This window comes from Streptosporangium sp. NPDC048886, from assembly GCF_055586905.1.
Genome location: NZ_JBVJHH010000012.1, coordinates 173,585 through 198,803 on the forward strand (window position 1 = coordinate 173,585; position 25,219 = coordinate 198,803).

Below are 25,219 nucleotides of genomic sequence, written 5' to 3' on the forward strand. Positions count from 1 at the left end.
GCGGGACGGACGGGCGTGACGCGGGAGCCGTACGGGTTCCCGGCGGGGCCGGAGGAGTCATGATGCGGGAGCCGTACATGGTCCGGGCGGCGGGGCTGCCGGAGCGGGTCACGGTCTACGAGGTCGGGCCCAGAGACGGGCTGCAGAACGAGCCGGTGGTCGTCCCCGTCGAGGTTAAGGCCGAGTTCGTCGCCCGGCTGGCCGCCGCCGGGCACCGTGTCATCGAGACGACCAGCTTCGTGCACCCCAAGTGGGTGCCCCAGCTCGCCGACGCCTCGGAGCTGCTGGCGGGCATGGAGCGGGTGCCCGGGGTGCGCTACCCGGTGCTCGTGCCGAACGAGCGCGGCCTCGACCGGGCGCTGGAGCACGGCGTCCAGGAGATCGCGGTCTTCGCCAGCGCCACCGAGACGTTCGCCCGCAAGAACCTCAACCGGACGCTGGAGTCGCAGTTCGAGATGTTCGAGCCCGTGGTCGCCCGGGCGCTGGAGCACGGGCTGAAGGTCAGGGCGTACGTCTCGATGTGCTTCGGCGACCCGTGGGAGGGGCCCACGCCGATCGGCCAGGTGGTCGCCGTCGGCCGCAGGCTGCTCGACCTCGGCTGCGCCGAGCTGTCGCTGGGCGACACCGTCGGCGTCGGCACCCCGGGGCACGTGGCCGCGCTGATCGGGGCCTTCGGCGGGCCCTCCCGCCTGGCGGTGCACTTCCACGACACCTACGGCCAGGCGCTGGCCAACACCCTCGCCGCCCTCCGCGAGGGCGTGACCGTGGTGGACGCCTCCACCGGAGGCATCGGCGGCTGCCCGTACGCCGAGAGCGCCACCGGCAACCTCGCCACCGAGGACCTGGTGTGGATGCTGCACGGCCTCGGTGTCGAGACCGGACTGGACCTCGAATCGCTGGTGGAGACCAGCACCTGGCTGGCCGCCGAGCTCGGCCGGCCCAGCCCTTCACGGATCGTCCAGGCCATGGGCACGGACCCGGCCCGCCCGACGATCGACCGACACGTCAAGGAGTGACGATGCCCAAGCTCAACGAGGACTACGAAGACCTCCGCAAGACCGTCGAGGCGTTCGCCCACGACGTGGTGGCCCCGGTGATCGGGGACCTCTACGAGCGTGCGGAGTTCCCCTACGACATCGTGCGGCAGATGGGCGCGATGGGCCTGTTCGGGCTGCCGATCCCCGAGGAGTACGGCGGCATGGGCGGAGACTACTTCGCGCTCTGCCTGGCCCTGGAGGAGCTGGCCAGGGTCGACTCCAGCGTCTCCATCACGGTGGAGGCCGCGGTGTCGCTGGGTGCGATGCCGATCTACCGGTTCGGCACGGCGGAGCAGCGCGCCCAGTGGCTGCCCCGGCTGACGTCGGGCGAGACGCTGGGCGCGTTCGGCCTGACCGAGCCGGGCGGCGGCTCCGACGTGCCCGGCGGCATGCGGACCACGGCCGTGCTGGACGGCGACGAGTGGGTGATCAACGGTTCCAAGGCGTTCATCACCAACTCCGGCACCGACATCACCGGTTTCGTCGGAGTGGCCGCCATCACCGGCGAGCGCGCCGACGGCAGGCCGGAGATCTCCACGATCCTGGTGCCGTCCGGGACGCCGGGCTTCACCGTCTCGAAGAAATACTCCAAAGTCGGCTGGAACTGCTCCGACACCCGCGAACTGGCCTTCACCGACTGCCGGGTCCCGGCGGAGAACCTGCTCGGCGAGCGGGGCCGGGGCTACGCGCAGTTCCTGCAGACCCTCGACGAGGGCCGCGTCGCGATCGCCTCCCTCTCGGTCGGCCTGGCCCAGGGATGCGTGGACGAGTGCCTGCGCTACGTGCGCGAGCGCCATGCGTTCGGCCACCCGATCGGCCACTACCAGGCCATCCAGTTCAAGATCGCCGACATGGAGGTCCGCACCCACACCGCCCGCCTGGCCTACTACCACGCGGCGGAGAAGATGCTGGCCGGGGAGCCGTTCAAGAAGGAGGCGGCCATCGCCAAGCTCGTCGCCGGCGACGCGGCCATGGACAACGCCCGTGACGCCACCCAGATCTTCGGCGGCTACGGGTTCATGAACGAATACCCCGTCGGCCGTTTCTACCGCGATGCCAAGATCCTGGAGATCGGCGAGGGCACCAGCGAGGTCCAGCGCATGCTGATCGCCCGCGAGCTGGGCCTGTCCGACCTCTGAGCCGCTGACGCACCGGGCGCCGGCGCTCCGTCCCGGCGGGCGTCCGGTGCCCGATCGAAGGTGATGAGGGGCCGGAGCGGAGGTCAGAGACTGTGCTGTGACATCGCCCCGGTCTCGGCCGCCGCCCTTGCCGGAGCGCCGGCGGCCCGGCCGTTCCGTGCATGCGTCGGGACGACAGGATTTGAACCTGCGACCCCTTGACCCCCAGTCAAGTGCGCTACCAAGCTGCGCTACGTCCCGGTCGTCCCGCGCTCTCGGGCGGGACGGCACAACCTTAGCGCAGATGGGGCGAGCACGCGCACCGTGGTGTCATGGGCGCATTCCGGGCAGGCGGTGCACGGGAAACGCCGTCCGAGGCCGCCGGGACCGGGCGGGGCCGTCTGTCACGCGCGCGGCCGGACGGCCCATGCGCCGCCGGACGGTCCGGAAGCCGTTGCGCCGCGCAACGCCCGCCCTGACGGGACGGGGCTCGAAGGAGGCGCCGTCGCCCGCCTCCCGTCCTGAACGCTTCCCGCTCGGGACGGGGAGATCAGGACTGACGGGCCAGGTGCCGGCCGGCCCAGTCGGCCAGGGCCCGGGCGCAGTCGGACACCGACTCGCGCCAGCTCCTCGCCGCGCCGTCACCCGCGTCGTCACTGACGTGCTTGACGACGCGGATCGGGACGCCGGCCCGGGACGCGGCCGCGGCCAGGGCGTAGCCCTCCATGTCGACCAGGTCCGCCCGGGCCGCGAGACGCTCGCGCGCGGCCTCCTCCGCGATGAAGGCGTCGCCGGTCGCCAGGACCGGGCCGCCGTCCGCGTTCAGTGTCAGCGCCGCCCCGTAGGTCTCGCCGGTGAGGGTGCGCAGCAGGTCGGTGTCCAGGTCGTGCTGGATGACGGTGCCGATGACGTGGGTGCCCGTCCACCCCGGGCGCAGTGCCCCCGCGGTGCCCAGGTTGACGATGTGGGAGGGGTGGGGCCCGCGGGCGAGGACAGTGGCCAGTGCGACCGCGGCGTTGACCTTGCCCATGCCGGTGAGCAGCACCGGTAGGTCCAGGTCAAGGAACTGTGCCTCTTCCCTGACCGCGAGCACGAGCAGTGGGCGGTCAGCGGTGATTGTCCCGACGAGTTCCATGGCCATACGGTAGGTCCTCGGTCCGGTGGCTCCGATACCGGGTGGACCGCCGTTCCCGCGGTGCCCTCCGCCTCCTGACCCCGTGCCGGAATGCCGGCCCGCCCGGTTGCCGTCGCCGCGAGTTCCTCGGAGGCTGACGGTCCGCGCGTCGGCGTGCGGCCCGTGATCCGGGGTCCGCGTTGGCCGGGGGCGGCACGCCGGTCAGGTCGAGGGTTCCTGGCGGGCCGCCGGTGAACCGGATCGCCTCCCCGTGGCCGTCCCCGCGCGCCGGACGGACGCTCACCCGGCCTCCGGGGCCGTCCGCGTGCGATCCGGTGTGCCGGCGACGGCGCAGACCGGGCGGGTGCGGGCGGCGTAGGAATGCGCGGCCACGAGGAGGCCGATGCCCAGGCCGGCGAAGGCCAGGCCGCCGAATTCGATCATCCAGGGGCTGACACCGCCGCCGGGCGAGAGCCCGTTCCCCCCGGCGAGGAGCACGGCGCCGATGACGGTGAGCGCCGTCCCGTACAGGGCCAGCGTGACGCCGGTCAGCCAGGCCGGGATCAACGGCAGCAGGCGCGGCACCCGCCGCCCGGACAGCGGCAGGGTCCACCGGGGGAACACCTGCCCCCACGGGTACATCAGACCCAGCATCAGGAACCAGGCGAGCATCGCCGCCAGCACGGTGAAGTCGATGCCCACCGACGCCAGCGCCCTCACCAGCCCCGACCCGCCGGCGCTCGACTCCCGCCACTGCTGGGCGGTGATGCCGAGGGCGTCACCGCCCAGCGTCCAGACGGTCTTGGTGATCGCCCACGGCAGGAGCCCGCACATGCCGGCGTATACGGCCACGCGGACCCTCACCGGCGCCGTGGAGGCGGCCGGGTGGGCCAGCGGGCCGTCGATGTCGCCGGAATGCGCCCGGCCGCACCGCGGGCACCGGCCGCGCAGCCGCCGCCGGAAGGACAGGCCGGTGGCCAGCAGCAGCCCGGCGCCGGCGGTGTCCAGCAGCAGGTGGGTCAGGCCGACGCCGCCCGACTCCACTCCGGACCCCGAGATCAGGGACACGAACTCGATCGGCGCGCCGAAGGTGCCCAGGACGAACACCGGGATCACGACGCCCAGCGCCACCCCCACCGCCACCCGGCCGGGACCACCGCGGACACGGGTGCCGGCCAGGCAGGCCCCGGCGGCCAGGACCGCCAGACCCGCCAGGGCGAGCTGAACGGCGGAAGGCAACGGACGGTCCGCGAACGGCAGGGCCGTTCCGGTCATCACCCAGGCGACCTGGACGGCGGCGTACAACACCCCCCACGCCGCCGCGGCGTAGGGCGCCCACAACGGCCACCGGCGCCGGCGCGCCGTCCACCCGGGGTCCCCGGACAGCGGCCAGGGGCCACCCGGCGCCTGAGAGTCCGCAGGGGCAGTCATCATGACCTCCAGATGTTCCACGACCATTGACCCCAAGATCGCCCAGCGCCCATGGCGGTCACCTCCCCCACACGGGCCAGCCGCTTCCCTCGCCCGAGGGAGAAGCCGCGGCCACGCCGGCAGGGTCGCCACAGGTCAGGGGGCTGCCGCGGCCACGCGTCCGTGCCGGGCTGGGAGCGGTATCCTCCGCGTCGCGTTCGTGGAGGGGAGCCTCCGTCCGGGCCGGGATGTGAAACTTTCAACGGTGTCGGGCGGTGTTCTCACAGCTCAGCGGCGTGGGTGGTGAGCGGGTGACGGCCGGGGCTGTGGACGGGGTGAGCGCGCCGTTATGGTGGGAGCGCTCCCATGTCCTCCTCGAAGGAGCCGATCCATGCCAAGAAGGTCCATCCTGGCCGCGCTCTGCGCGGCCCTGGTCGTCGCGACCGGCGCCGCGGTGTCCGTGGCCTCCGGAGCGTCCGCAGCCGACTCCCCGTTCTACGTCGACCCGGAGACCGGCGCGGCCAGATGGGTCGCCGCCAACTCGGGCGACTCCCGCACGCCGGTCATCCGTGACCGGATCGCCGCCGTCCCGCAGGCGCGCTGGTTCACCACGACCAACACCTCGGCCGTGCGCGCTCAGGTGTCGGCGTTCGTCGGCGCCGCCGCGGGCGCGGGCAAGATCCCCATCCTGGTCGTCTACAACATCCCCAACCGCGACTGCAGCGGGGCGAGCACCGGCGGCGCCCCCAACCACACGGCCTACCGGCAGTGGATCGACGAGCTCGCGGCGGGCCTTCAGGGGCGTCCCGCGACGATCGTCCTGGAGCCCGACGTGCTCCCGATCATGACCGGCTGCATGAGCCCCTCCCAGCAGCAGGAGACCAACGCCTCCATGGCGTACGCCGGCAAGAAGCTCAAGGCGGGCTCGCCGGCGGCGAGGGTGTACTTCGACATCGGGCACTCCGGATGGCTGTCGGCGGCCGAGGCCGGAGCCCGGCTGCGGGCCGCGGACGTCGCCAACAGCGCCGACGGCATCTCCCTCAACGTCTCCAACTACCGCTGGAGCTCCACCGAGGTGGCCTACGCCAAGAACGTCATCTCCGCCAGCGGCGTCTCCCGGCTCCGCGCGGTGATCGACACCAGCCGCAACGGCAACGGCCCGCAGGGCAGCGAGTGGTGCGACCCGGGCGGGCGGGCGATCGGCACGCCGAGCACGACCGCCACCGGCGACTCGATGATCGACGCGTTCCTCTGGATCAAGCTGCCCGGCGAGGCGGACGGGTGCATCGCCGGCGCCGGGCAGTTCGTGCCGCAGCGGGCCTACGAGCTGGCCATGGCGGCCCCGCCGCCCACCTCCACCCCGACGCCCACCCCGACCCCCACGCCGACCGGCGGCAGGGCGTGCACGGCCACCTACAAGGTGGTCAACTCCTGGCAGGGCGGCTTCCAGGCGGAGGTGACGGTCAAGAGCACCGGCGAGGCGGCCATCGCGGGCTGGACGGCCGGCTGGTCCTTCCCGAACGGCCAGAGCGTCACCCAGCTCTGGAACGGCCAGCACACCCAGAGCGGCGCCGTCGTCTCGGTGCGGAACGCCTCCCACAACGGCGCTCTCTCCCCGGGCGCCTCGACGTCCTTCGGCTTCACCGGTGGCTGGTCCGGGACCAACGGTGTGCCGACCTCGGTGAACTGCGCCGCCGCCTGACCCGGTGGCGCGGTCGGGGCCCGGTACGGCTCGCGCGGAACGTGCTCCCCGCGTGAGCCGTACCGGCTGTCCCCGTCTCCGGGAGATCCGGATCCGGGAGATCCGGGGCCCGGCGGCCTGACCGGGGCCCGTGGGGGCCGGGCCGCCCGCGGCCGCGGAGACCGGGGGATCGAGGTTCGGCGGAGGCCGGGGGCGAGGTTCGCAAGCCGTCAGGACGGCTCCCGGGGAGCGAGGGCGGGACGGAACCGCCGGCCCGGGATCGGGGTGGCCCGGCGCCCACCTGCGGGTATGACCTCGGTGTCCCGGCCTCGGGGGGAGGGGCGGGCCGAGACCTCCGCCGGCGGGCGGGGCTTCGACGGGGAGTGGCGGCATTGGGTACGAGCCCGGACGGGGTGGGGCCGGAGGGCGCGAGCGCGTGGGGACGGCTGTCGCGGTGGCTGCTGGCGGAGCCCTCCCCGAGGGCGCACGCGACCGCGCGCGAGGAGCACCCGTGGTGGCGCGTCATGTGCCTCACCGGGGTGGACTACTTCTCGACCCTGGGCTACCAGCCGGGGATCGCCTTCCTGGCCGCGGGCGTGCTGTCGCCGGTCGCCACGCTGGTCCTGGTCGCGGTGACGCTGCTGGGCGCGCTGCCGGTCTACCGCCGCGTCGCGGCCGAGAGCCCGCACGGGCAGGGCTCCATCGCCATGCTCCAGCACCATCTGCCCCGGTGGCGGGGCAAGCTCCTGGTGCTGGTCCTGCTGGGCTTCATGGCGACCGACTTCATCATCACCATCACGCTGTCGGCGGCGGACGCCACCGCCCACGTCATCGAGAACCCCTTCACCCCGCATCTCCTGCAGGGGCACCGGATCGGTCTCACGCTGCTGTCGGTCGCGCTGCTCGGCGGGGTCTTCCTCGGCGGCTTCAGCGAGGCCATCGGCATCGCGGTGGGCCTGGTCGGCGTCTACCTGCTGCTCAACCTGGTCATCGTGGTGACGTCCGCGCAGCGCGTCCTCGCCCGGCCCGAGACCGTCGCCGGCTGGGAGAACCTGCTGACTGCGCACTACTCCAGCCCGCTGGCCATGATCGGGGTGGCGTTGCTGGTCTTCCCGAAGCTGGCGCTGGGGCTGTCGGGCTTCGAGACCGGCGTCGCGGTGATGCCCCTGGTGCGGGGCTCGGAGGGCGACGATCCCGAGCGTCCCGCGGGCCGGATCCGGGGGACCAGACGGCTGCTCACCGCCGCCGCGCTGATCATGAGTTTCTTCCTCGTCTCCAGCAGCGTCATCACGGCGCTCCTCATCCCGCCGGAGGAGTTCCAGCCGGGCGGCAGGGCCAACGGCCGCGCCCTGGCCTATCTCGCCCACGAGCACCTCGGGGCGGTCTTCGGCACCTGCTACGACGTCAGCACGATCACGATCCTGTGGTTCGCCGGCGCCTCGGCCATGGCGGGCCTGCTGTCGATCGTGCCGCGCTACCTGCCCCGGTACGGCATGGCGCCGCAGTGGACGGCCGCGGCCCGTCCCCTGGTGCTGGTCCTCACCGCCGTCGCGGCCGTCATCACGATCATTTTCAGGGCCGACGTCGACGCCCAGGGCGGGGCGTACGCCACGGGCGTGCTCGTGGTGATCCTCTCCGCGGCCCTGGCCGTCACCCTGTCGGCCCGTTCCCGGGGCGAGCGCGGCGGAGCGGTCGCCTTCGGCGCGATCACGCTGGTGCTGGCCTACACCACCGTCGCCAACGTCCTCGAGCGCCCCGAAGGCATCAAGATCGCGTCGTTCTTCATCGCGGTGATCATCGTCACGTCCTTCGTCTCACGGGCCAGCCGGTCGCTGGAGCTGCGGGTGGAGGAGGTCACGCTCGATCCCGGCGCCCGGCCGTACGTCGAGAAGGCGGCCGCGTCGGGCCGGCTGCTGCTGATCGCCGACAACCCGGACGACAGGGACCACCTGGGCTACCGGGAGAAGGAACGGCGGGCGCGCGAGCTGCACCACCTGCCCTGGGACGTCCCGGTGCTCTTCCTGGAGGTGACGGTGACCGACGCCTCGGAGTTCACCGCCAGGCTCGTGGTCGGGGGCGAGGAGCGGGAGGGCCACCGCGTCCTGGCCACCCGGAGCCCGGCGGTCCCCAACGCGATCGCCGCCGTCCTGCTCCACCTGCGGGACCGCACCGGCCTCATCCCGCAGATCTTCTTCCACTGGACCGAGGGCAACCCGGTGGTCGCCCTGCTCGGCTATCTCGTCCTCGGCGAGGGGGACGTCCCCGCGCTGACCCGGGAGATCCTCAGGAGGGCCGAACCGCGTCCGGACCGCCGGCCGCGGGTCCACGTCGGTTGAGGGCCGCCGGGCGCCCCGGCGGCTCGTCGGCCGCCCTCATCACCGCCGCGGCCTTCGACATGATCCGCGCCATGGCCCGGAGCTCCTCGGGGGTGAGCTGGTCGATCAGGAAGGCGCGGACGACGGCCACGTGGCCCGGCGCCGTCCGCTCCAGGCAGCGCACGCCCTCCTCGGTGAGCACGGCGAGGACCCCGCGTTCGTCGGAGGGGCAGGTCGTCCGCTCGACGAGCCCGATCTTCTCCAGCTGGCCGATCTGATAGGTGAGCCCGCTTTTGGACACGACCGCCTTACGCGCGAGCTCGGTCATCCGCATGCGCCGCTCGGGGGCGGCCGAGAGTTTGGCGAGGATCTCGTACTGGGCGTGGGTGAGCCCGGAGTCGGCCTTCAGCTGCTCCTCGACGCGCCGCTCCAGCAGATGCGTCGCGGTGACGTACGCAATCCAGGCCTCCAGCTCGACCTCGCTGAGCCATCTCGTGTCCTTCACCGCCTCATTCTACGGGTTGTTCAAATTTGAACTGACGGCTAGGGTGTGGTTCAAATTCAAACAAACAGAAGGAGTCGTCATGCTTGACCGGCTGCGGTCCATTGCCCTGTTGGTGGGACGGATCGGCATCGGAGTGGTCTTCTTCGTCCACGGTTGGCAGAAGTTCACGACGATGGGGCTGGGCGGGGTGACGGCCTTCTTCGACTCGCTGGGGATCCCGCTGGCGGGCGTGGCGGCGCCGGCGGTGGCCGTGCTCGAGGTCGTCGGCGGGATCGCGCTCATCCTGGGCGCGGGGCTGCCGGTCTTCGGCTCCCTGCTCGTGCTGAACATGATCGGCGCGATCGTGTTCGTCCACGGCGCGAACGGGTTCGCGGTGGACAAGGGCGGCTACGAGTTCGTCCTCGCCCTGGCCGCCGCCACCCTGGCCATCGCCTTCAGCGGCGGCGGCGCCCTCGCCGTCGACAGCCTGTGGCAGCGGCGCTCGGCCCCCGTCCCCGCGTCCGCGGCCTAGGCGGGACCCGGCGCGGACCGGCGGCCGGGCCGGCCACGGTGACCCGGACGGCGACGCTGTCCGGGCTCGCCGCGTTGTTGGAGCGGGTCCGCCGGGAGGTGGGCGTCACCTGGGTCAGCTGGGGAGCTGGGCGTCCAGGCGGTAGCCGTCCACGGTGACGTAGACCTGGTCGCCCGGCCGGGCGTTCAGGCGCATCAGCACCGGTTGGAGGGAGTCGAAGACCGGGTGGTCGCGCCAGACCAGCACCACCGCGTTGTCGCCGGGGCCGGTCACCGACAGCAGCGTGCCGGGACGCATGCCGAGCTGGGTGGCGTATCCCTCGGGGACCGCCACCGGACCGCCCCGCAGGTGCTCGCTGGTCACCTCGATCCGCTGCCAGCGGCTGGGATCGGTGGCCGGGGTGGTCGGCGGGTGCAGCGGGGCGCGCTGGCTGGTGATCAGGTGGGGCCGGGTGTTGCCGCCGGACAGGGCCGACAGGGTGGCCAGGGCGGCGCGGGGGTCGATGGAGCCGGCGCTCACCTGCGGGATGGGCTGGCCGCCGCGGTGGTGGTGGCCGTTGGCCCCCGGCGTGCGGCGGGGGAGCTGCTTGCCGCCCTCGGAGGCGGCCTCCTGGGAGGAGGTCTCCTCCTCCCGGGAGGCGGTGGTGGCCAGCGCGTCCAGCCAGGCCTGCGCGGAGTGGGTGCGGATGCCGAGCTGGTGTTCCATGAGCGCGACCACGTCGGCGCCGGCGGGTTTGCCCGCCAGCAGCTGCCGGGTGCGGTCGCGCAGGCCCCCCAGGTCGCCGACGACGAGCCAGCCGTCCTGGAGCCGCCGGTCGGGCATGAGGGTGACCAGCACCCGCCAGAGCGGAGCGCGGAGCGCGGGGACCTCGACGGGGTGCGCCGGATCGGCGCCGATGAGCTGTTCCTGTGTGGCGGCGGCGCCCAGCCACTCGGTGAGCCCGAACATGTGGCCGGTGAGCGGGGCGGACTCCGAGGAGCGCAGCCAGAGCAGGACGCGCTCCTCGGCGGCGCGCTGGGCCATGGACAGCGCGTCGCGGTCGGCGTTCAGCTTGTGCGCCAGCGCGCGCAGGCTGATCGGGTCGACGGCGAACAGGCGCTCCACGGCGACCGCGCGCTCCAGCGGGCCCCAGTCGCGGAACATGTTGTCCACCAGGCGGACCAGCGGGTAGTCGCTGAGGTTGACCTGGGGCTCGGGGGCGGGCTCGGGACCCGTCGCCTGCTGCGGCACCGACGGCGCCTGCTGCGGCATGGACGGCGGCTGCGGCGCGGAGGACGGCGGCACGGCCGACGGCTGCGGCATCGAGGGCGGCTGCGGCATCGAGGAGGGTGCCTGCGGCACGGAGGGCGGCTGGGGCGCCTGCTGCGCGGACGGGGCCTGCTGCTCCGACTGCTGTGCCGGGGCCGCCGCGGCGGCCGCCGCGGGCTGCTCGGTGACCACCGGGATCCGGCTGAGCACCTCGCGGAACATGGCGGTCACCACGACCTCCGGAGAGGCGGGCACCGAGGGGCCGCTCAGGTCTCCGGTGGTCAGGCGGCGCAGCCGGGACCAGCCGCCCAGCCCGGCGATGGCCGAGCGGGCGGGCTCGGACCAGCCGGGCAGGGTGGGGTCGACCGTGTGCACGTGCAGCGCGGGCAGCACGTCGCTCAGCGGCAGGTGGTCCCAGCGGGACACCGAGAGCCGGGCCAGCCGGTCGCAGATCCAGTCGAGTCCGGCGGCGCCGAGGGCCTTGGGCAGGGTGACCGAGGACCACCAGCCCGCAGGCAGGCGGGGATCGGCCAGGGCTTCGGCGATCTGCTGTGGCCGGCTCCAGCGCAGGGCCGGGACCAGATCACTCAGGCAGATCGATGACTCGGCATCCATCGGCGGACCGCAACCTCCCCAAAGTGACGCATGTGGCTAATGGTGCAGCCTACGCCGCAAGCTATCAATTGGTGTTAAGAGGGTAAAGCTGGTTCGTACCCAAATCAGACGCGAGGATACGCGGCCGGCCGCCTACGGCTGTAACGGCCTCGGCTCCGGCGCGGCGTCCGGCGTCCAGTGCGGTCTCGTCGTCCGCCCCTCTCAGCATGGCGGTCAACAGGCCCGCGGCGAACGCGTCCCCCGCTCCGGTCGAGTCAACCACCTCCGTGGCGATTCCGGGAACCCGAGCGGTCAACTTTCCGTTCTTCGCCATCAGCGCGCCCTGGGAACCGAGCTTCACGGCCGCCGCGCCGTACCGGAGGCTCAGCCGCTCGGCGGCCCGCTCGGCGGAGCTCTCACCGGTGAGCAGCAGCGCCTCGTCCAGGTTGGGGATGATCAGTTGGGCGGCCAGGGTCTCCTGGATGAACCGCTCGGGGCCGAAGGAGCGCAGCGGGCCGGTCGAGGCCGGGTCGACACTGATCGTGACGCCGCGCTGGGCGGCCTGGGACAGTGCCAGCCGGGACAGCTGCAGCCCCGGCTCGGCGAACAGCGTGTATCCGGACAGGTGCAGGTGGCGCACCCCGTCGAGCAGGCTCTCGTCCCAGTCGTCGATGCCGATGTGCCCGCCCGCGCCCCGGTTGGTGAGCATGGAACGCTCCCCGCTCGCGTCGACCATGGCGATCACCACCGCGGTCGGGCGGTCGGAGTCCACCCGCAGGTGGGGCCGGACCCCGACGCGCCGCAGCTCGGCGGCGTGCCATTCGCCGGTGTCGAAGCCGACCCGGGTCAGGAACCGGGCGTCGGCGCCCAGATGGGCGGCCCAGGAGGCCGTGTTGGCCCCCGAGCCGCCCGGGCGCAGCACGATGTCGGCGTCGGTGTCGGTGCCGAGGGCCAGCCCGGCCAGGGCCGGCCCCCCGTGGAGTGCGACGACGTCGGTGACCACGTCGCCGATGACCAGCAGGCCTGTTCGGGTCACGGCGTCCTCAGTTTCCCCGGCTCCACGACGCCGCGATCTGCCCGGCGACGCGGGCGTTGCCCCGCACGGCGGCCAGATTCGCCTCGAGCGAGGCGCCGTCGGTGCCCCGGACCAGGTATTCCAGGAGGAACGGGGTGATGGCCTGGCCGGTGACACCCTCCCGGTCGGCCGCGGCCAGGGCCTCGGCGAGGACCCGGTCGTGCAGGGCGGGGTCGAGCTGCTCGGCCCGCGGCACCGGGTTGGCCACGATCAGCGCGGTCTCCGGGCCGCCGAGGGCGTCCTGGGCCCGCATGATGCCGGCGGCCTCGGCCGCGGTCTCGATCCGCCAGTCGACCGGCTCGCCGGAGGTGTGCAGGTAGAAGCCGGGGAACTCGTCGGTGCGGAACCCGGCGACGCTGACGCCCCGGGTCTCCAGCCGCTGCAGGGTGGCGGGGACGTCCAGGATCGACTTCACGCCCGCGCAGACGACGGTGATGCGGGTACGGCTCAGCATGTCGAGGTCGGCGGACTCGTCCTGGCTGTCGGTCCACCCGCGGTGCACGCCGCCGAGACCGCCGGTGGCGAAGATCCGGACACCCGCCCGGGCGGCCAGGAAGGAGGTCGCGGAGACCGTGGTCGCCCCGCTGGCCCGCAGCGCGACGGCCGCGGGGAGGTCGCGGAAGCCCAGCTTGCGCAGGCCCGGCTCGGTGGCGATCCGCTTCAGCTCGTCCGGCCCCAGGCCGATGTGGGCGACGCCGTCCAGCACCGCGATCGTGGCCGGTACGGCCCCCGCCTCGCGGACGATCTCCTCCAGCTCCACCGCGACCTCCAGGTTGCGGGGCTGGGGCAGGCCGTGCGAGATGATCGTGGACTCGAGTGCCACGACCGGGGCGCCCTGCGCCAGTGCTTCGGCCACCTCCGGGGAGGGGCGGAGCACGCTGTCGATGGGCTGCTGGGTGGTACGCATGAGCTGGTTCTGTCTCCTCGTCCGGGCCGGATGGCCGCCCTGTTGGAACGATGTAAATGGGGTTCCCTGTTCCAAAGGTGCACGTTACGGGGGTTGTCGGGAGACGTCCACTTGAGATCAGCCGATGATGAGCACGCCGAGCAGTGAGATCACGCCGATGACCGCCGTGGCCATCCCGCCCAGCAGCAGCGATCGCCCGCCGCGTGCCAGTTCCCTGAGGTTGACGCCTGTCCCCAGCCCGAAGAGTGCCGCCGCGAGTAACACTCCTGTCACCTCCGGTAGCGTCCGGGTGACTCCGGCGGGCACCACGCCCGTGCTCCGCGCGATCACCATTGCCAGGAACCCCGCCACGAACAGGGGGATCACCGGCGGACGCCGCCCCGCCCGCGCCGGACTCCCCGGCGCGGCCTCCGCGCCCGTACCCGCCCGGTCCCGCGCGCCGTCCCCGGCGCCGCCGCCCGCCTCCCGCGCCGGGCCCGCGGCGCCGGCCTCCGCCATCCCGCTCTCCCGCTCCCCAGCGGGGCGGGCCGCCGCGCCGCGGCGCAGGGCCAGGGAGGTCAGCCCCACGATCGGGGCCAGCAGCACGACCCGGGCCAGCTTGACCACCACCGCGCTGGCCAGCACCCCCGCCCCGGCCGCCGCGCCGATGGCCGCCACCTGGGCGACCTCGTGGACCGACGCGCCGGCCCAGATGCCGAACTGGTACGTCGTCAGGCCGAGCAGCCGCGCGAGCAGCGGCAGCACGACGATCGTGGCGCTGCCGTACAGGACCACCACGCTGACCGCGCTCGCCACGTCGTCGTCGTCGCTGTCGGCGACCTCGTGCATGGCGGCCACGGCCGCGGCCCCGCACACGGAGACCCCGGTCGCGATGAGCAGCGACCTGCGCGGGCTCACCCCGATCCGCCCTCCGATCCACCGGGTGGCGAGGAACGTGCCGCCGGTGGCGGCGGCGATCACCATGAGCGCCCGCCAGCCGAGGGCCAGCACCTCCGGCAGGGCGATCTGCAGCCCGAGCAGCACGATCGCCACGCGGAGCAGCCGGCGGCCGGCGAACCGCACTCCGGGGCGGAACGACGGGCGCAACCCCCCGAGGTTGGTGAGCACGACCCCGCAGGCCACCGCGATGACCGCGGCGCTCACTCCGGGGAGGACCCGGCTCAGTGACACCGAGGCGGCCACCGCGACGGCCGCCACGCCCAGGCCGGGCAGGAGGGCGCCGATCCCCGCCGCCCGCCCTGCCGGCCGGGGGCCGGGGGGCGGTGGGCCGCCGGGGGAGGGGTCGGGGCCCGGGTCCCGGTGGGCGGGGGCGCTCCCCACCGAGACATTCCTGTTCGTGATATGTCCGGAAGAATCAGCAAACGGGGAGAAGGCCATGATCCGAGTGTTGACGCAGGTGGGCGCGGCCAGTAGCCGTCATCTCCCTGGAAGGTCATAGCCTAGGGCTATGAGCGAGTTGCCCGATCTCGGATCCCTGCGGCTGCTCGTCGACGTCGACCGCCTGGGCAGTCTCGGCCAGGCGGCCCGGGCGGCGGGGATCGCCCAGCCGTCGGCGAGCAAGCGGATCGCGCTGCTGGAGCGCCGTCTCGGGCTGCCCCTGCTGGAGCGGACCCCGCGCGGCTCCACCCTCACCCCGCAGGGTGTGATGGTCGCGGCCTGGGCGGCGCAGGTGCTGGCGGCGGCCGAGGAGCTGATGCGCGGCGCGGAGGCCGTACGGCACGGCCGGGCGGCCCATCTGCACATCGCGGCCAGCATGACCGTGGCCGAATACCTGCTGCCGCGCTGGCTGGGAGAGCTGCAGAACCGCGAGCCCCAGGTCCAGGTGGGGCTGGACGTGCAGAACTCCGCCGAGGTGGCCAGGCTCGTCAGCGGGGGGATCGAGCTCGGCTTCGTCGAGGGCCCCTCGGTCCCGCCGGGGCTCGCCTCCCGGGTGGTGGCCACCGACCGGCTCGTCGTGGTGGTCGCCCCCGGCCATCCCTGGGCGCGCCGCCGGACCGCGCTGCTGGCCGCCGAGCTCGCCGCCACCCCGCTGGTCGTCCGCGAACGCGGCTCCGGCACCCGCGAGACCCTGGACCTCGCGCTGACCGGCCACGCCGCCGCCGTGCCCCGGCTGGAGCTCGGCTCCAACGCCGCCGTCAAGGGCGCCGCCCGCGAGGGCGCCGCCCCCGCCGTGCTCAGCGGCTACGCCGTCGAGGCCGAGCTGGCCACCGGCCGGCTGGCGGAGGTGGCCACCCGTGGCATCGACCTCCAACGCCGCCTGCGCGCGGTCTGGCGGCGGGGCCGCACCCCCACCGGGCCCGCCGCGACCCTCCTGAAGATCACGCTGTCCGCGGCCCGGGCCGCGGAGTCCGCGGCCCGGCCGGCGCCGTAGACCGATCCGCCGATCCCGCTATATGGTGCGGAACATGGTGTCGATCGACGTAACGGGCGTGCTCCGTCCCGAGCCGCACTGGCAGACCGGTCTCTGACCGGCGGGTGCCCGCCCCGCCCCGTCGTCCCCTCACCGCAACCCCGGGATGTCCCGTGTTCCGTTCTCGCTATGACGTCGTGATCGCCGGAGGCGGCCACAACGGCCTGGTCGCCGCCGCCTACCTCGCCCGGGCCGGCCGCAGGGTCCTCGTCCTGGAACGCCTCGACCACGTCGGCGGCCTCGCCGTGTCGGCGCAGGCGTTCCCGGGGGTCGACGCCCGGCTCTCGCGCTACTCCTACCTGGTCAGCCTGCTGCCCGCCAAGGTCGTGTCCGATCTCGGGATCGGCGTCGAGCTGCGCCGCCGCCGCTACGCCTCCTACACGCCCGCCGGGGACACCGGCCTGCTGGTGGACGGCGGCGACGCCGGCCGCACCGCCGCCTCCTTCGCCCGGGTCACCGGCGGCACGGCCGAGCTGGAGGCGTGGCGGCGCTTCTACGCGATGACCGCCGAGGTGGCCGGGCGGGTCGCGCCGACCCTGCTGGAACCCCTCATGGACCGTGCGGCGATGCGGGACCTCGTCGGCCCGCAGGCATGGCGGGATCTGTTCGAGCGGCCGATCGGCGAGGTCGTGGACGAGCGGTTCGCCGACGACACCGTGCGCGGCGTGGTGCTCACCGACGCCCTGATCGGCACCTTCACCGACCCCCACGACCCGGGCCTGCTGGCCAACCGCTGCCTGCTCTACCACGTGATCGGGGACGGGACCGGCGACTGGAACGTCCCGGTCGGCGGCATGGGCGCGGTCTCCGGCGCCCTGGCCGGCGCCGCGCGCGCGGCCGGGGCCGAGATCCTGACCGGGGCCGAGGTCGTCGCCGTCGACCCGGCGGGCGAGGTCACCTTCCGCGACGCGGGCGGCGAGCACACGGTCCGGGGCGGGCGGATCCTGGCCAACGTGCCGCCCGCGGTGCTCGCCCGCCTGCTGGGCACGGCCGACGGGCCCGCGCCCGAGGGCGCCCAGCTCAAGGTCAACATGGTGCTGTCCAGGCTGCCCCGGCTCAAGGACGCCGACGTGGACCCCGCGGCGGCCTTCAGCGGCACCTTCCACATCAACGAGGGCCGCGACCAGCTCGCCCGCGCCTACGCGCAGGCGGCGGCCGGGCGGATCCCGGAGCTGCCCCCGGCCGAGGTCTACTGCCACTCGCTCACCGACCCGTCCATCCTCGGCCCCGGTCTGCGGGCCGCCGGAGCCCAGACGATGACCCTGTTCGGCCTCCACATGCCCGCCCGGCTGTTCCGCGCGGACCCGGCCGGGGCGCGCGAGGCCGCGCTGCGGGCCACGATCGCCTCGATCGACCGGGTGCTCGCCGAGCCGATCGAGGACTGCCTGCTGCGCGCCCCCGACGGAACGCCCTGCCTGGAGGCCAAGACCCCGGTCGACCTGGAGAACGAGGCGGGCCTGCCCGGCGGCCACATCTTCCACCGCGACCTGTCCTGGCCCTACGGCGAGCCGGGCCGGTGGGGCGTGGAGACCGGTTACGAGCGTGTCCTGCTCTGCGGCGCGGGCGCCCGGCGCGGCGGCGGCGTCAGCGGCATCCCCGGCCACAACGCCGCCATGGCCCTGCTGGCCTGAGTCCCGCCGGTCTGAGTCCCGCCGTCTGAGCCCTGTCGCGGTGGGGCCGCGCCGCCATGGTCCGGTCGCGCCGGGTCCGGCCCGGCCGGAGCCCGGCCGGACGGCCCTACCGGCCTGAGATCAGCCGGGTCGCCACGGTCATCGCCGTCGCGGCCCGCTCCTCCTCGGTCAGCTCGGGGCCGTCCATGAGCGGGACGCTGCCCAGGATGAGCGCGATCACCGCGAGCCGGGCCTCGAACTGCTCGACGGCCCCGTCCTCGGGCGAGCTCAGCACCGACACCATCGTCAGTATGCGTTCCTGCATCTGCGCCCCGGCCGGCAGCTCGGCCATGGCGGCCTGGTTGACCTGGGCGAAACGGATGAGCGGCCGCCACTGGTCGTTCAGCAGCGCCGCGATCCTGCCCAGGATCTCCTCGCGGGCCTCCCGGGTGTGCGGCTGGGCGGCGGCCCACTCGACGAGCTCGCCGATCGAGGCGTTCAGGTCCTCGATGACGCTGGAGAGGATCTCCTCCTTGGCCTTGAAGTGGTAGTAGAGCGCCGGTCTGGTGATCTCCAGCCGCTCCGCCACCTCCCGCAGTGAGGTCTTCTCGTATCCCCGCTCGGCGAACAGCTCCAGCGCGACCTGCTGGATCCGTTCCCTGGTGTCGCTACGCCGGGCACTCATCGCCGTTCCGCCACTCCTGTGTCGCGCAGTGCTTGACGACCGCCCGCGCCTTACTTACTTTCGTGTAAGTAAGCAAAGCGGCCGGTCTGTGAGGAGCAAGACTATGGCTCAGAGCTTTCCCGTAACGCGCAGCTGCCCGTTCGCGCCCCCACCGGAGTACGAAGGGCTCCGCGAGGAAGCGCCGCTGGTCCGGGCGGATCTCCCCGGCGGCCGGGTCTGGCTGGTCACCCGGCACGCCGAGGCGCAGCAGGTGCTGTCCGACCCCAGGATCAGCACCGACCCCGCCACCCCCGGCCATCCGATGGCCGCGCTGTCGCCCGCGCCCGTCTCCGAGGAGGAACGGCGGGCGCGGGCGAGGTTCCAGCAGGGCCAGTTCATCGACATGGACCCGCCCCTGCACGACGTCTACCGGCGGATGCTCATTCCCGAGTTCAGCGTCCGGCGGATCAGGGAGATGCGTCCGGTCATCCAGGAGATCGTCGACCGGCTCCTCGACGACATGCTCAAGCAGGGCACCTCCGCCGATCTCGTCGAGACGTTCGGGCTGGCCGTGCCGTCGATGGTGATCTGCCGGCTGCTCGGCGTGCCGTACGCCGACCGCGACTTCTTCCAGTCCAGGACCCGCAGGATGGTCGGCGCCGCCCCGGAGGCCCCGCAGGACTCCATGGACGCGGCCATGGAGATCTGGGACTACCTCGACGGCCTGATCGCCGCGGCCGAACGCGAGCCCGGCGACAACCTCGTCGGGCGGCTGGTGACCGCCCGGCGGGAGAGCGGCGAGCTCTCCCACGACGCCCTGGTCGGCATGACGTTCCTGCTGCTGGTGGCCGGGCACGAGACCACCGCGAACATGATCCCGCTGGGCGTCCTGTCGCTGCTGCGCCACCCCGGGCAGCTCGCCGGGCTGCGCGCCGACCCCGGCGGCTGGCCGCTCGCGGTGGAGGAGCTGCTGCGCTTCCACTCGATCGTGGACTGGATCGCCTTCGACCGGGTCGCGACCGAGGACCTGGAGATCGGCGGCCAGGCCGTACGGGCGGGGGAGGGCATCTTCGTGCTCGGTGCCTCGGCCAACCGCGACCCGCGGGCCTTCGAGCGCCCCGACGAGCTCGACCTGCGGCGTGGCGCCCGCAACCACGTGGCGTTCGGGTACGGCGTGCACCAGTGCCTGGGCCAGAACCTGGCCCGCGCCGAGCTGGAGATCGCCTATCGGACGCTCTTCGAGCGGATCCCCGGCCTGCGCGTCGTGGGGGACGTCGAGGAGCTGCCGTTCAAGTACGGCGGCCCGATCTTCGGCCTGCACGCGCTCCCGGTGGCCTGGTGAGCGTGCGGCACGGCGGCGCCCCCACCGGACGGACTCCGCCGAGGGCGTTCATGGGGCTCTCATGATGAGCCTCTAGCGTGGGGGCATGGGCGACGGTGAGGCGGCGCGCGTGCTGGTCGTGGACGACGAGCCCGCGCTCAGGGAAGCGCTGCAGAGCAGCCTGGAGTACGAGGGATACCGGGCCGGCCTGGCCTGCGACGGGCAGGCCGCGCTGGAGATCCTGGAGCGCGAGCCGTACGACCTGGTCCTGCTCGACGTGATGATGCCCCGTCTCGACGGGCTGACCGCCTGCCGCCGGCTCCGGGCCGCCGGCAACCACGTGCCGGTGCTCATGCTCACCGCCCGTGACGCCGTGGGCGACCGGGTGTCGGGGCTGGACGCGGGGGCCGACGACTACCTGGTCAAGCCGTTCGAGCTGGACGAGCTGCTGGCCCGGGTCAGGGCGCTGCTGCGGCGCGGCGCCCTGTCCGCGCCCGCCGCCGGCGACGGCGTGCTGGCCCACGGCGACCTGCGGATGGACACCGCCAGCCGTGAGGTCACCCGCGCGGGTGAGCGGCTGGAGCTGACCCGGACCGAATATCTCCTGCTGGAGCTGTTCATGGTCCACCCCCGCCAGGTGCTCACCCGCGAGCAGATCCTCAGCGAGGTGTGGGGCTTCGACTTCGAGCCGTCCTCCAACTCCCTCGACGTCTACGTCATGTACCTGCGCCGCAAGACCGAGACCGCCGGGCGTCCCCGGCTGATCCACACCGTCCGGGGCGTCGGCTACGTGCTGCGGACCTCCCCGTGAGCGGACGCCGCCGCTCCCTGCGCTCCCGGCTCACCGCCCTGATCACCGTGGCCGTGGCCCTGGCCATCGCGGCCTGCGCCGGGACGTGCTGGCTCATCGTCCGCGACCAGCTCTACGCCCAGGTGGAGCGGACGCTCCAGGGCCCCCCGAGGGGAGGCCCGCCCGGACAGGACCCGAAGGACCGGGACGCGTCCAGGATTCTCGAGATGTGCGCCGCGGGGCGGACCTCCCCCGTCGGCGGCGACGGGCTGCGGCCCTTCGTGCCCCTGGTACAGCTCGTCTATTCGGACGGCCGGCGGTGCGTGCTGGGCCAGACGGCGGTCGCGGTGACCGGGGCGGACCGGGAGGTGGCCGCCGGCGGGCCGGAGCGGGGCAGGCTGCGCGACGGCGTCACCGACACCGGTGAGCCGGTGCTGGTGCGGACCGAGAACGTCGCGCCCGGCGTCGCGATGATGGAGTCACGGTCGCTGGCCCAGACCGAGTCGACGCTGACCTGGCTGGCGGGCATCCTGTCGGGGGTCGCCGCGCTCGGCGTCCTGGGCGCGGCCCTGGCCGGCCTGCTCATCTCCCGCACGGCGCTGCGCCCGGTCGGCCGCCTGACCGAGGCCGTCGAGCACGTCGCCAGGACCGAGGACCTGGGCACCAGGATCCCGGTCGAGGGCACCGACGAGATCGCCCGGCTCGGCACCTCGTTCAACGCGATGACCAGCGCGCTGGCCGGGTCCCGGGAGCGTCAGCGGCGGCTGATCGCCGACGCCGGGCACGAGCTGCGCACCCCGCTCACCAGCCTGCGCACCAACGTCGACCTGCTGCTGCGCAGCGAGAACACCGGCCGCCCACTCGCCCCGGAGCCCAAGCGCAGGCTGCTGACCAACCTCAAGGCCCAGTTCGAGGAGATGTCCACCCTGGTCGGGGACCTGCTGCAGCTCTCCCGGCCGGAGGACGAGCACGAGCCGCACGTCGAGGTCGCCCTCCACGACGTGGTCGAGTCGGCCGTGCGCCGGGCCCGGCTCCGCGCCCCCGACACCCCGATGGAGGTCGGCCTCGAGCCCTGGTACGTCCACGGGGACCAGGCCGCGCTGGAGCGGGCGGTGGTGAACCTGCTGGACAACGCGGTGAAGTTCGCCACCGGCCCGGTGACCGTAGAGCTGCGCGACGGCGAGCTGACCGTGCGGGACCACGGCCCCGGCATCCCGCATGACGAGCTGCCCTACGTGTTCGACCGGTTCTGGCGGTCCTCCTCGGCCCGGAGCATGCCCGGCTCCGGGCTGGGGCTGGCCATCGTGGCGCAGGCCGTACGGGAGGCCGGCGGAGAGGTCGCCCTGGAGAACGCCGCCGGCGGCGGGACCCTCGCCCGGATGCGCCTGCCCGGCTCCGCCGGCCGGAGCTGACCGCCCCTCCCCGGAAATCCCCGTACACCAGTCGTTTCCAAGAGCCTCCGATCATCCTGGGGTCCCTTCGGTTTTCTCACGGGGCCTTAATGGTCGCCTCAGGTCCAGTCAAGATCACTTCAGGAGCCTGAGCCCATGAGAGATCCGAGTCGCTACTCATGGGGGGAAGCGTGAAGCAGTTGACGGCACCGCCACGCACCCGGCTGGTCGAGATCGTGGTCCCCGTGCACAACGAGCAGCGGGTGCTCGCCGAGAGCGTCCGCCGCCTGCACGCCTACCTCACGGGCACCTTCCCGTACGGCTTCCGCATCACGATCGCCGACAACGCCAGCACCGACGCCACCTGGACGATAGCCACCGGCCTCGGCCGCGAGCTGCCCCACGTGCGCGCCGTCCACCTGGACGCCAAGGGACGGGGACGGGCGCTGCGCCGGGTCTGGTACGGCAGCGACGCCGACGTGGTCAGCTACATGGACGTGGACCTGTCCACCGACCTGGACGCCTTCCTGCCGCTGGTGGCCCCGCTGCTGTCGGGCCACAGCGACCTGGCCATCGGGACCCGGCTGTCCAAAGGCGCCAACGTGGTCCGCGGGCCGAAGCGGGAGTTCATCTCGAGGAGCTACAACCTGCTGCTGCGCTCGGCGATGGGCGCCGGCTTCTCCGACGCCCAGTGCGGCTTCAAGGCCGCCCGCACCGAGATCGCCCAGGCGCTGCTGCCCGCCGTCGAGGACGAGGAGTGGTTCTTCGACACCGAGCTGCTGCTCCTGGCCGAACGGCACGGCCTGCGCATCCACGAGGTGCCCGTCGACTGGGTGGACGACCCCGACAGCCGGGTGGACATCGCCAGGACGGCCATGGACGACCTGCGGGGGATGGCCAGGGTGGCGCGGAAGACCCTGTCGGGCGCGGCCCGCATCCCGGTGCCGCCACGGGTCCAGAAGGCCCGGCTCCCCACCGGCATGGCCCGGCAGCTGCCCAGCTTCGCCGTCATCGGGGTGATCAGCACGCTGGCGCACCTGGCCCTGTTCGTCACCCTGCGGCTGGTGGTGCCCGCCGTGGTCGCCAACGCCGTGGCCCTGTCCGTCACCGCCGTGGCCAACACCGCCGCCAACCGCCGCTTCACCTTCGGCGTCACCGGCCGCGCCGGAGCCCTCCGCCAGCAGCTCGAAGGCGGCCTGGCCTTCCTGATCGGCCTCCTGCTGAGCACCGGCGGCCTGACCCTGCTCGGCCACCTCATCCCCGGAGCCTCGACCACCACCGAGATCGCCGCGGTCGTCGCCGCCAACGCCCTCGCCACCCTGGTCCGCTTCCTCCTGCTCCGCGCGTGGGTCTTCAACCCCCGGCGCACGAAGGAGGCCGCCCGATGACCTCCCGCACCCCCGGCGACCCGCGCTGGGCCCGGCCCGGCCTGTGGGGCGTGCTCGCGCTGGCCGCCGTCCTGTACCTGTGGGCCCTCGGCCGCAACGGCCACGCCAACGGCTACTACTCAGCCGCGATCCTGTCGGGCACCCAGAGCTGGAAGGCGTTCTTCTTCGGCGCCCTGGACGCCGGATCGTTCATCACCGTCGACAAGCCCCCGCTCGCGCTGTGGGTGATGGGGCTGCCGGCGCGGATCTTCGGGTTCGGGACGTGGAGCATGCTCCTGCCCCAGGCCCTCGCGGGCGTCGCCGCCGTCGGCGTGCTCCACTCGGCCGTACGGCGGGCGCTGCCCGGCCCGCCGGGCCACGCCGCGGGCCTGCTCGCGGCCCTGGTGATGGCGCTGACCCCGATCACGGTCGCCATCAACCGGGACAACAACCCCGACACCGTCCTCGTCCTGCTCCTGGTCCTGGCCGGCTGGTTCTGCCAGGAGGCGGTCCGCACCGGCCGCACGCGCACGCTCGTCGTGTCGGCCGCCCTCGTCGGCCTGGCCTTCAACACCAAGATGCTCCAGGCATACCTGGTGCTGCCGGCCTTCGCCCCGGTCTACCTGGCCATGGCCCCCGGCACGGTGCTCCGGCGGCTCGGCCGCCTGCTCGCGGCGGGCGTCGCCCTGGTGGTCTCCAGCGCCTGGTGGATGGTGATCGTGGACCTGTGGCCCGCCTCCGACCGCCCCTACATCGGCGGCAGCACCGACAACTCCGTCTGGGACCTGGTCATCGGCTACAACGGCCTCGGCCGCGTCTTCGGCGGTGGCGGCGGGCGCGGCGGGGGAGGGGGCGGGTTCGGCGGCGAGCCGGGGGCCGGGCGCCTGTTCAACGACATCATGGCCGGGCAGATCTCCTGGCTCCTGCCCTTCGCCGCGGCCGCCCTGGCCGCCGGGCTGATCCTGGCCGGCCGCCACCGCCTGCGCGGCACCCGCGTGGCCCTGCTGCTGTGGGGCGGCTGGCTCGCGGTCCACTACGTGGTCTTCAGCTTCTCCAGCGGCACCTTCCATCCCTACTACTCCACCGCCATGGCGCCGGCCGTCGCCGCCCTGACCGGGCTCGGCGGGGTGCTGCTGTGGCGCGCCCACCAGGAGTCCCGGGCCTGGGCGTGGGTGCTGCCGGCGGGCGTCGCGGTCACCGGGGCCTGGGCCTTCACGGTGCTCCGCCGTACGCCGGACTTCGTGCCCTGGCTGGCCTGGGCGGTGGCCGCGGTGGCGGCGGCCGCGGCGGCCGGGCTGCTCCTGGCCCGGCTCGGCCGGCGGCTCCGGCGGCGGATCGCCGCGGTCGCCCTGCTCGCCGGGCTGGCCGCGGGCCTGGCCGGGCCCGCCGCCTACGCCCTGACCCCGCTCGGCTCGTCCGTCAACGGCACCAACCCCACCGCGGGGCCCGCGGGGGCCGCCGGCATGCGGGGACCGGTCGGGTTCCCAGGCGGGTTCCCGGGTGGATTCCCCGGAGGAGGCCAGACGGGCGGCCGGGGCGCGCTCCCCGGGGGGCTGCCCGCCGATCTTCCGGAAGGTCCGCCCGGCGGCCCCGAGACGGGCCTGACCGGCGGGTACCGGTGGGACGGGCAGCAGGGCCCGCCGGCCGGGATGCGGGGCGGCCCCGGCGGGACCGTGGACCGGAAGCTGACCGAGTATCTGACGGCCGACCGGGGCGGCGCGACCTGGCTGGTGGCGGTGGGCAGCGCGCAGAGCGCTTCGTCGGTCATCCTGTCCACCGGCCTGCCCGTCATCGCCATGGGCGGCTTCACCGGCAGCGACCCGGCCATGACCGTGGACCGGCTCAAGGAGCTCGTCTCCTCCGGGCGGCTCAGATATCTGCTGCCGGGCGGCGGCCCCGGCGGCCCCGGCGGTGGCGGCGGCCCCGGCGGCCCCGGCGGTGGCGGCGGCTCCGAGGTGACCGCGTGGGCGCAGGCCAACTGCACCGCCGTCGCCCCCTCCGAGTACGGCGGCGCGGAGGGGGGCCAGACCCTCTACCGCTGCGGCTGAGGCGCGCCCCGGCCGTCCGGGGTCCCGCCGCGGCTCCGGCGCCGCAGGCGGGGGACGGCCGGATGGCCGGTCAGCGGTGGCCGGGGCCCGCGGTGCCGCACCG

20 protein-coding genes and 1 tRNA gene are annotated in these 25,219 nt (G+C 73.9%); 12 read left to right on the forward strand and 9 right to left on the reverse strand.

Going from position 1 to position 25,219, the window contains the following annotated elements; translation table 11 throughout:
• Positions 1-59: 59 nt before the first annotated feature.
• Together ACZ6R6_RS17290 and ACZ6R6_RS17295 are read left to right on the forward strand one after the other, a co-directional pair.
• Positions 60-1,016 (forward strand): hydroxymethylglutaryl-CoA lyase, encoded by a 957-nt coding sequence (locus ACZ6R6_RS17290; protein ID WP_470094386.1) that lies wholly within the window; start codon positions 60-62, stop codon positions 1,014-1,016.
• A gap of 2 nt (positions 1,017-1,018) precedes the next feature.
• Positions 1,019-2,176, forward strand: a complete 1,158-nt coding sequence (locus tag ACZ6R6_RS17295; protein ID WP_470094388.1) for an acyl-CoA dehydrogenase family protein — start codon at positions 1,019-1,021, stop codon at positions 2,174-2,176.
• A 166-nt stretch (positions 2,177-2,342) separates the two neighbouring features.
• On the opposite strand, the gene ACZ6R6_RS17300 is transcribed toward ACZ6R6_RS17295, so the two are convergent.
• The 3 genes from ACZ6R6_RS17300 to ACZ6R6_RS17310 form a co-directional block, all read right to left on the reverse strand.
• A tRNA-Pro gene (locus ACZ6R6_RS17300) sits at positions 2,343-2,416 on the reverse strand.
• A 289-nt stretch (positions 2,417-2,705) separates the two neighbouring features.
• Positions 2,706-3,290: a nucleosidase gene (locus ACZ6R6_RS17305; protein ID WP_470094390.1), complete on the reverse strand. Its 585-nt coding sequence runs from the start codon at positions 3,288-3,290 to the stop codon at positions 2,706-2,708.
• 279 nt (positions 3,291-3,569) lie between these two features.
• On the reverse strand, positions 3,570-4,727 hold the full coding sequence (locus ACZ6R6_RS17310) for a hypothetical protein (protein WP_470094392.1): 1,158 nt from the start codon (positions 4,725-4,727) through the stop codon (positions 3,570-3,572).
• Positions 4,728-5,070: 343 nt separating this feature from the next.
• On the opposite strand from ACZ6R6_RS17310, the gene ACZ6R6_RS17315 reads away from it, so the two are divergent.
• Positions 5,071-6,381: a glycoside hydrolase family 6 protein gene (locus tag ACZ6R6_RS17315; protein ID WP_470094394.1), complete on the forward strand. Its 1,311-nt coding sequence runs from the start codon at positions 5,071-5,073 to the stop codon at positions 6,379-6,381.
• Between the two features lie 362 nt (positions 6,382-6,743).
• The gene (locus ACZ6R6_RS17320) at positions 6,744-8,696 is read left to right on the forward strand and encodes an APC family permease (RefSeq protein WP_470094396.1); all 1,953 of its coding nucleotides are present in this window, start codon (positions 6,744-6,746) and stop codon (positions 8,694-8,696) included.
• On the opposite strand, the gene ACZ6R6_RS17325 is transcribed toward ACZ6R6_RS17320, so the two are convergent.
• Entirely contained in the window at positions 8,644-9,180 is a 537-nt protein-coding gene (locus tag ACZ6R6_RS17325; RefSeq protein ID WP_470094398.1) for a MarR family winged helix-turn-helix transcriptional regulator, read from the reverse strand. The genes ACZ6R6_RS17320 and ACZ6R6_RS17325 overlap by 53 nt on opposite strands.
• A 79-nt stretch (positions 9,181-9,259) precedes the next feature.
• On the opposite strand from ACZ6R6_RS17325, the gene ACZ6R6_RS17330 reads away from it, so the two are divergent.
• Positions 9,260-9,691 carry a DoxX family protein gene (locus ACZ6R6_RS17330; protein WP_470094400.1) on the forward strand — a complete coding sequence of 144 codons (432 nt, stop codon included), beginning with the start codon at positions 9,260-9,262 and terminating at the stop codon, positions 9,689-9,691.
• A gap of 114 nt (positions 9,692-9,805) precedes the next feature.
• Here the strand turns inward: ACZ6R6_RS17330 and ACZ6R6_RS17335 are convergent, their stop codons facing one another.
• From ACZ6R6_RS17335 to ACZ6R6_RS17350, 4 genes are all read right to left on the reverse strand, one after another.
• A complete protein-coding gene (locus ACZ6R6_RS17335; protein WP_470094402.1) occupies positions 9,806-11,554 on the reverse strand; it encodes a hypothetical protein in 1,749 nt (582 codons plus the stop codon).
• 64 nt (positions 11,555-11,618) lie between these two features.
• Positions 11,619-12,569 (reverse strand): carbohydrate kinase family protein, encoded by a 951-nt coding sequence (locus ACZ6R6_RS17340; protein WP_306868199.1) that lies wholly within the window; start codon positions 12,567-12,569, stop codon positions 11,619-11,621.
• A gap of 7 nt (positions 12,570-12,576) precedes the next feature.
• The gene (locus ACZ6R6_RS17345; RefSeq protein ID WP_470094404.1) at positions 12,577-13,515 is read right to left on the reverse strand and encodes a pseudouridine-5'-phosphate glycosidase; all 939 of its coding nucleotides are present in this window, start codon (positions 13,513-13,515) and stop codon (positions 12,577-12,579) included.
• Between the two features lie 117 nt (positions 13,516-13,632).
• On the reverse strand, positions 13,633-14,835 hold the full coding sequence (locus tag ACZ6R6_RS17350) for a YeiH family protein (RefSeq protein ID WP_470094406.1): 1,203 nt from the start codon (positions 14,833-14,835) through the stop codon (positions 13,633-13,635).
• A gap of 127 nt (positions 14,836-14,962) precedes the next feature.
• Here ACZ6R6_RS17350 and ACZ6R6_RS17355 point away from each other — a divergent pair, with 127 nt between their 5' ends.
• Together ACZ6R6_RS17355 and ACZ6R6_RS17360 are read left to right on the forward strand one after the other, a co-directional pair.
• A complete protein-coding gene (locus ACZ6R6_RS17355; RefSeq protein ID WP_470094408.1) occupies positions 14,963-15,886 on the forward strand; it encodes a LysR family transcriptional regulator in 924 nt (307 codons plus the stop codon).
• A 152-nt stretch (positions 15,887-16,038) separates the two neighbouring features.
• Complete coding sequence (locus ACZ6R6_RS17360; protein ID WP_470094410.1) at positions 16,039-17,556, forward strand: phytoene desaturase family protein; 1,518 nt, start codon at positions 16,039-16,041, stop codon at positions 17,554-17,556.
• 106 nt (positions 17,557-17,662) lie between these two features.
• Here the strand turns inward: ACZ6R6_RS17360 and ACZ6R6_RS17365 are convergent, their stop codons facing one another.
• The gene (locus tag ACZ6R6_RS17365; protein WP_470094412.1) at positions 17,663-18,220 is read right to left on the reverse strand and encodes a TetR/AcrR family transcriptional regulator; all 558 of its coding nucleotides are present in this window, start codon (positions 18,218-18,220) and stop codon (positions 17,663-17,665) included.
• A gap of 103 nt (positions 18,221-18,323) precedes the next feature.
• On the opposite strand from ACZ6R6_RS17365, the gene ACZ6R6_RS17370 reads away from it, so the two are divergent.
• The 5 genes from ACZ6R6_RS17370 (at position 18,324) to ACZ6R6_RS17390 (ending at position 25,116) form a co-directional block, all read left to right on the forward strand.
• Positions 18,324-19,541 (forward strand): cytochrome P450, encoded by a 1,218-nt coding sequence (locus ACZ6R6_RS17370; protein WP_470094414.1) that lies wholly within the window; start codon positions 18,324-18,326, stop codon positions 19,539-19,541.
• A gap of 85 nt (positions 19,542-19,626) precedes the next feature.
• Positions 19,627-20,331 carry a response regulator transcription factor gene (locus ACZ6R6_RS17375; protein ID WP_470094416.1) on the forward strand — a complete coding sequence of 235 codons (705 nt, stop codon included), beginning with the start codon at positions 19,627-19,629 and terminating at the stop codon, positions 20,329-20,331.
• On the forward strand, positions 20,328-21,722 hold the full coding sequence (locus ACZ6R6_RS17380) for a sensor histidine kinase (RefSeq protein ID WP_470094418.1): 1,395 nt from the start codon (positions 20,328-20,330) through the stop codon (positions 21,720-21,722). Before ACZ6R6_RS17375 ends, ACZ6R6_RS17380 begins: the two co-directional genes overlap by 4 nt.
• 158 nt (positions 21,723-21,880) lie before the next feature.
• On the forward strand, positions 21,881-23,089 hold the full coding sequence (locus ACZ6R6_RS17385; RefSeq protein WP_470094420.1) for a glycosyltransferase: 1,209 nt from the start codon (positions 21,881-21,883) through the stop codon (positions 23,087-23,089).
• Positions 23,086-25,116: an ArnT family glycosyltransferase gene (locus ACZ6R6_RS17390; RefSeq protein ID WP_470094422.1), complete on the forward strand. Its 2,031-nt coding sequence runs from the start codon at positions 23,086-23,088 to the stop codon at positions 25,114-25,116. The genes ACZ6R6_RS17385 and ACZ6R6_RS17390 overlap by 4 nt, the downstream gene beginning before the upstream one ends.
• The last annotated feature ends 103 nt before the right edge of the window (positions 25,117-25,219 follow it).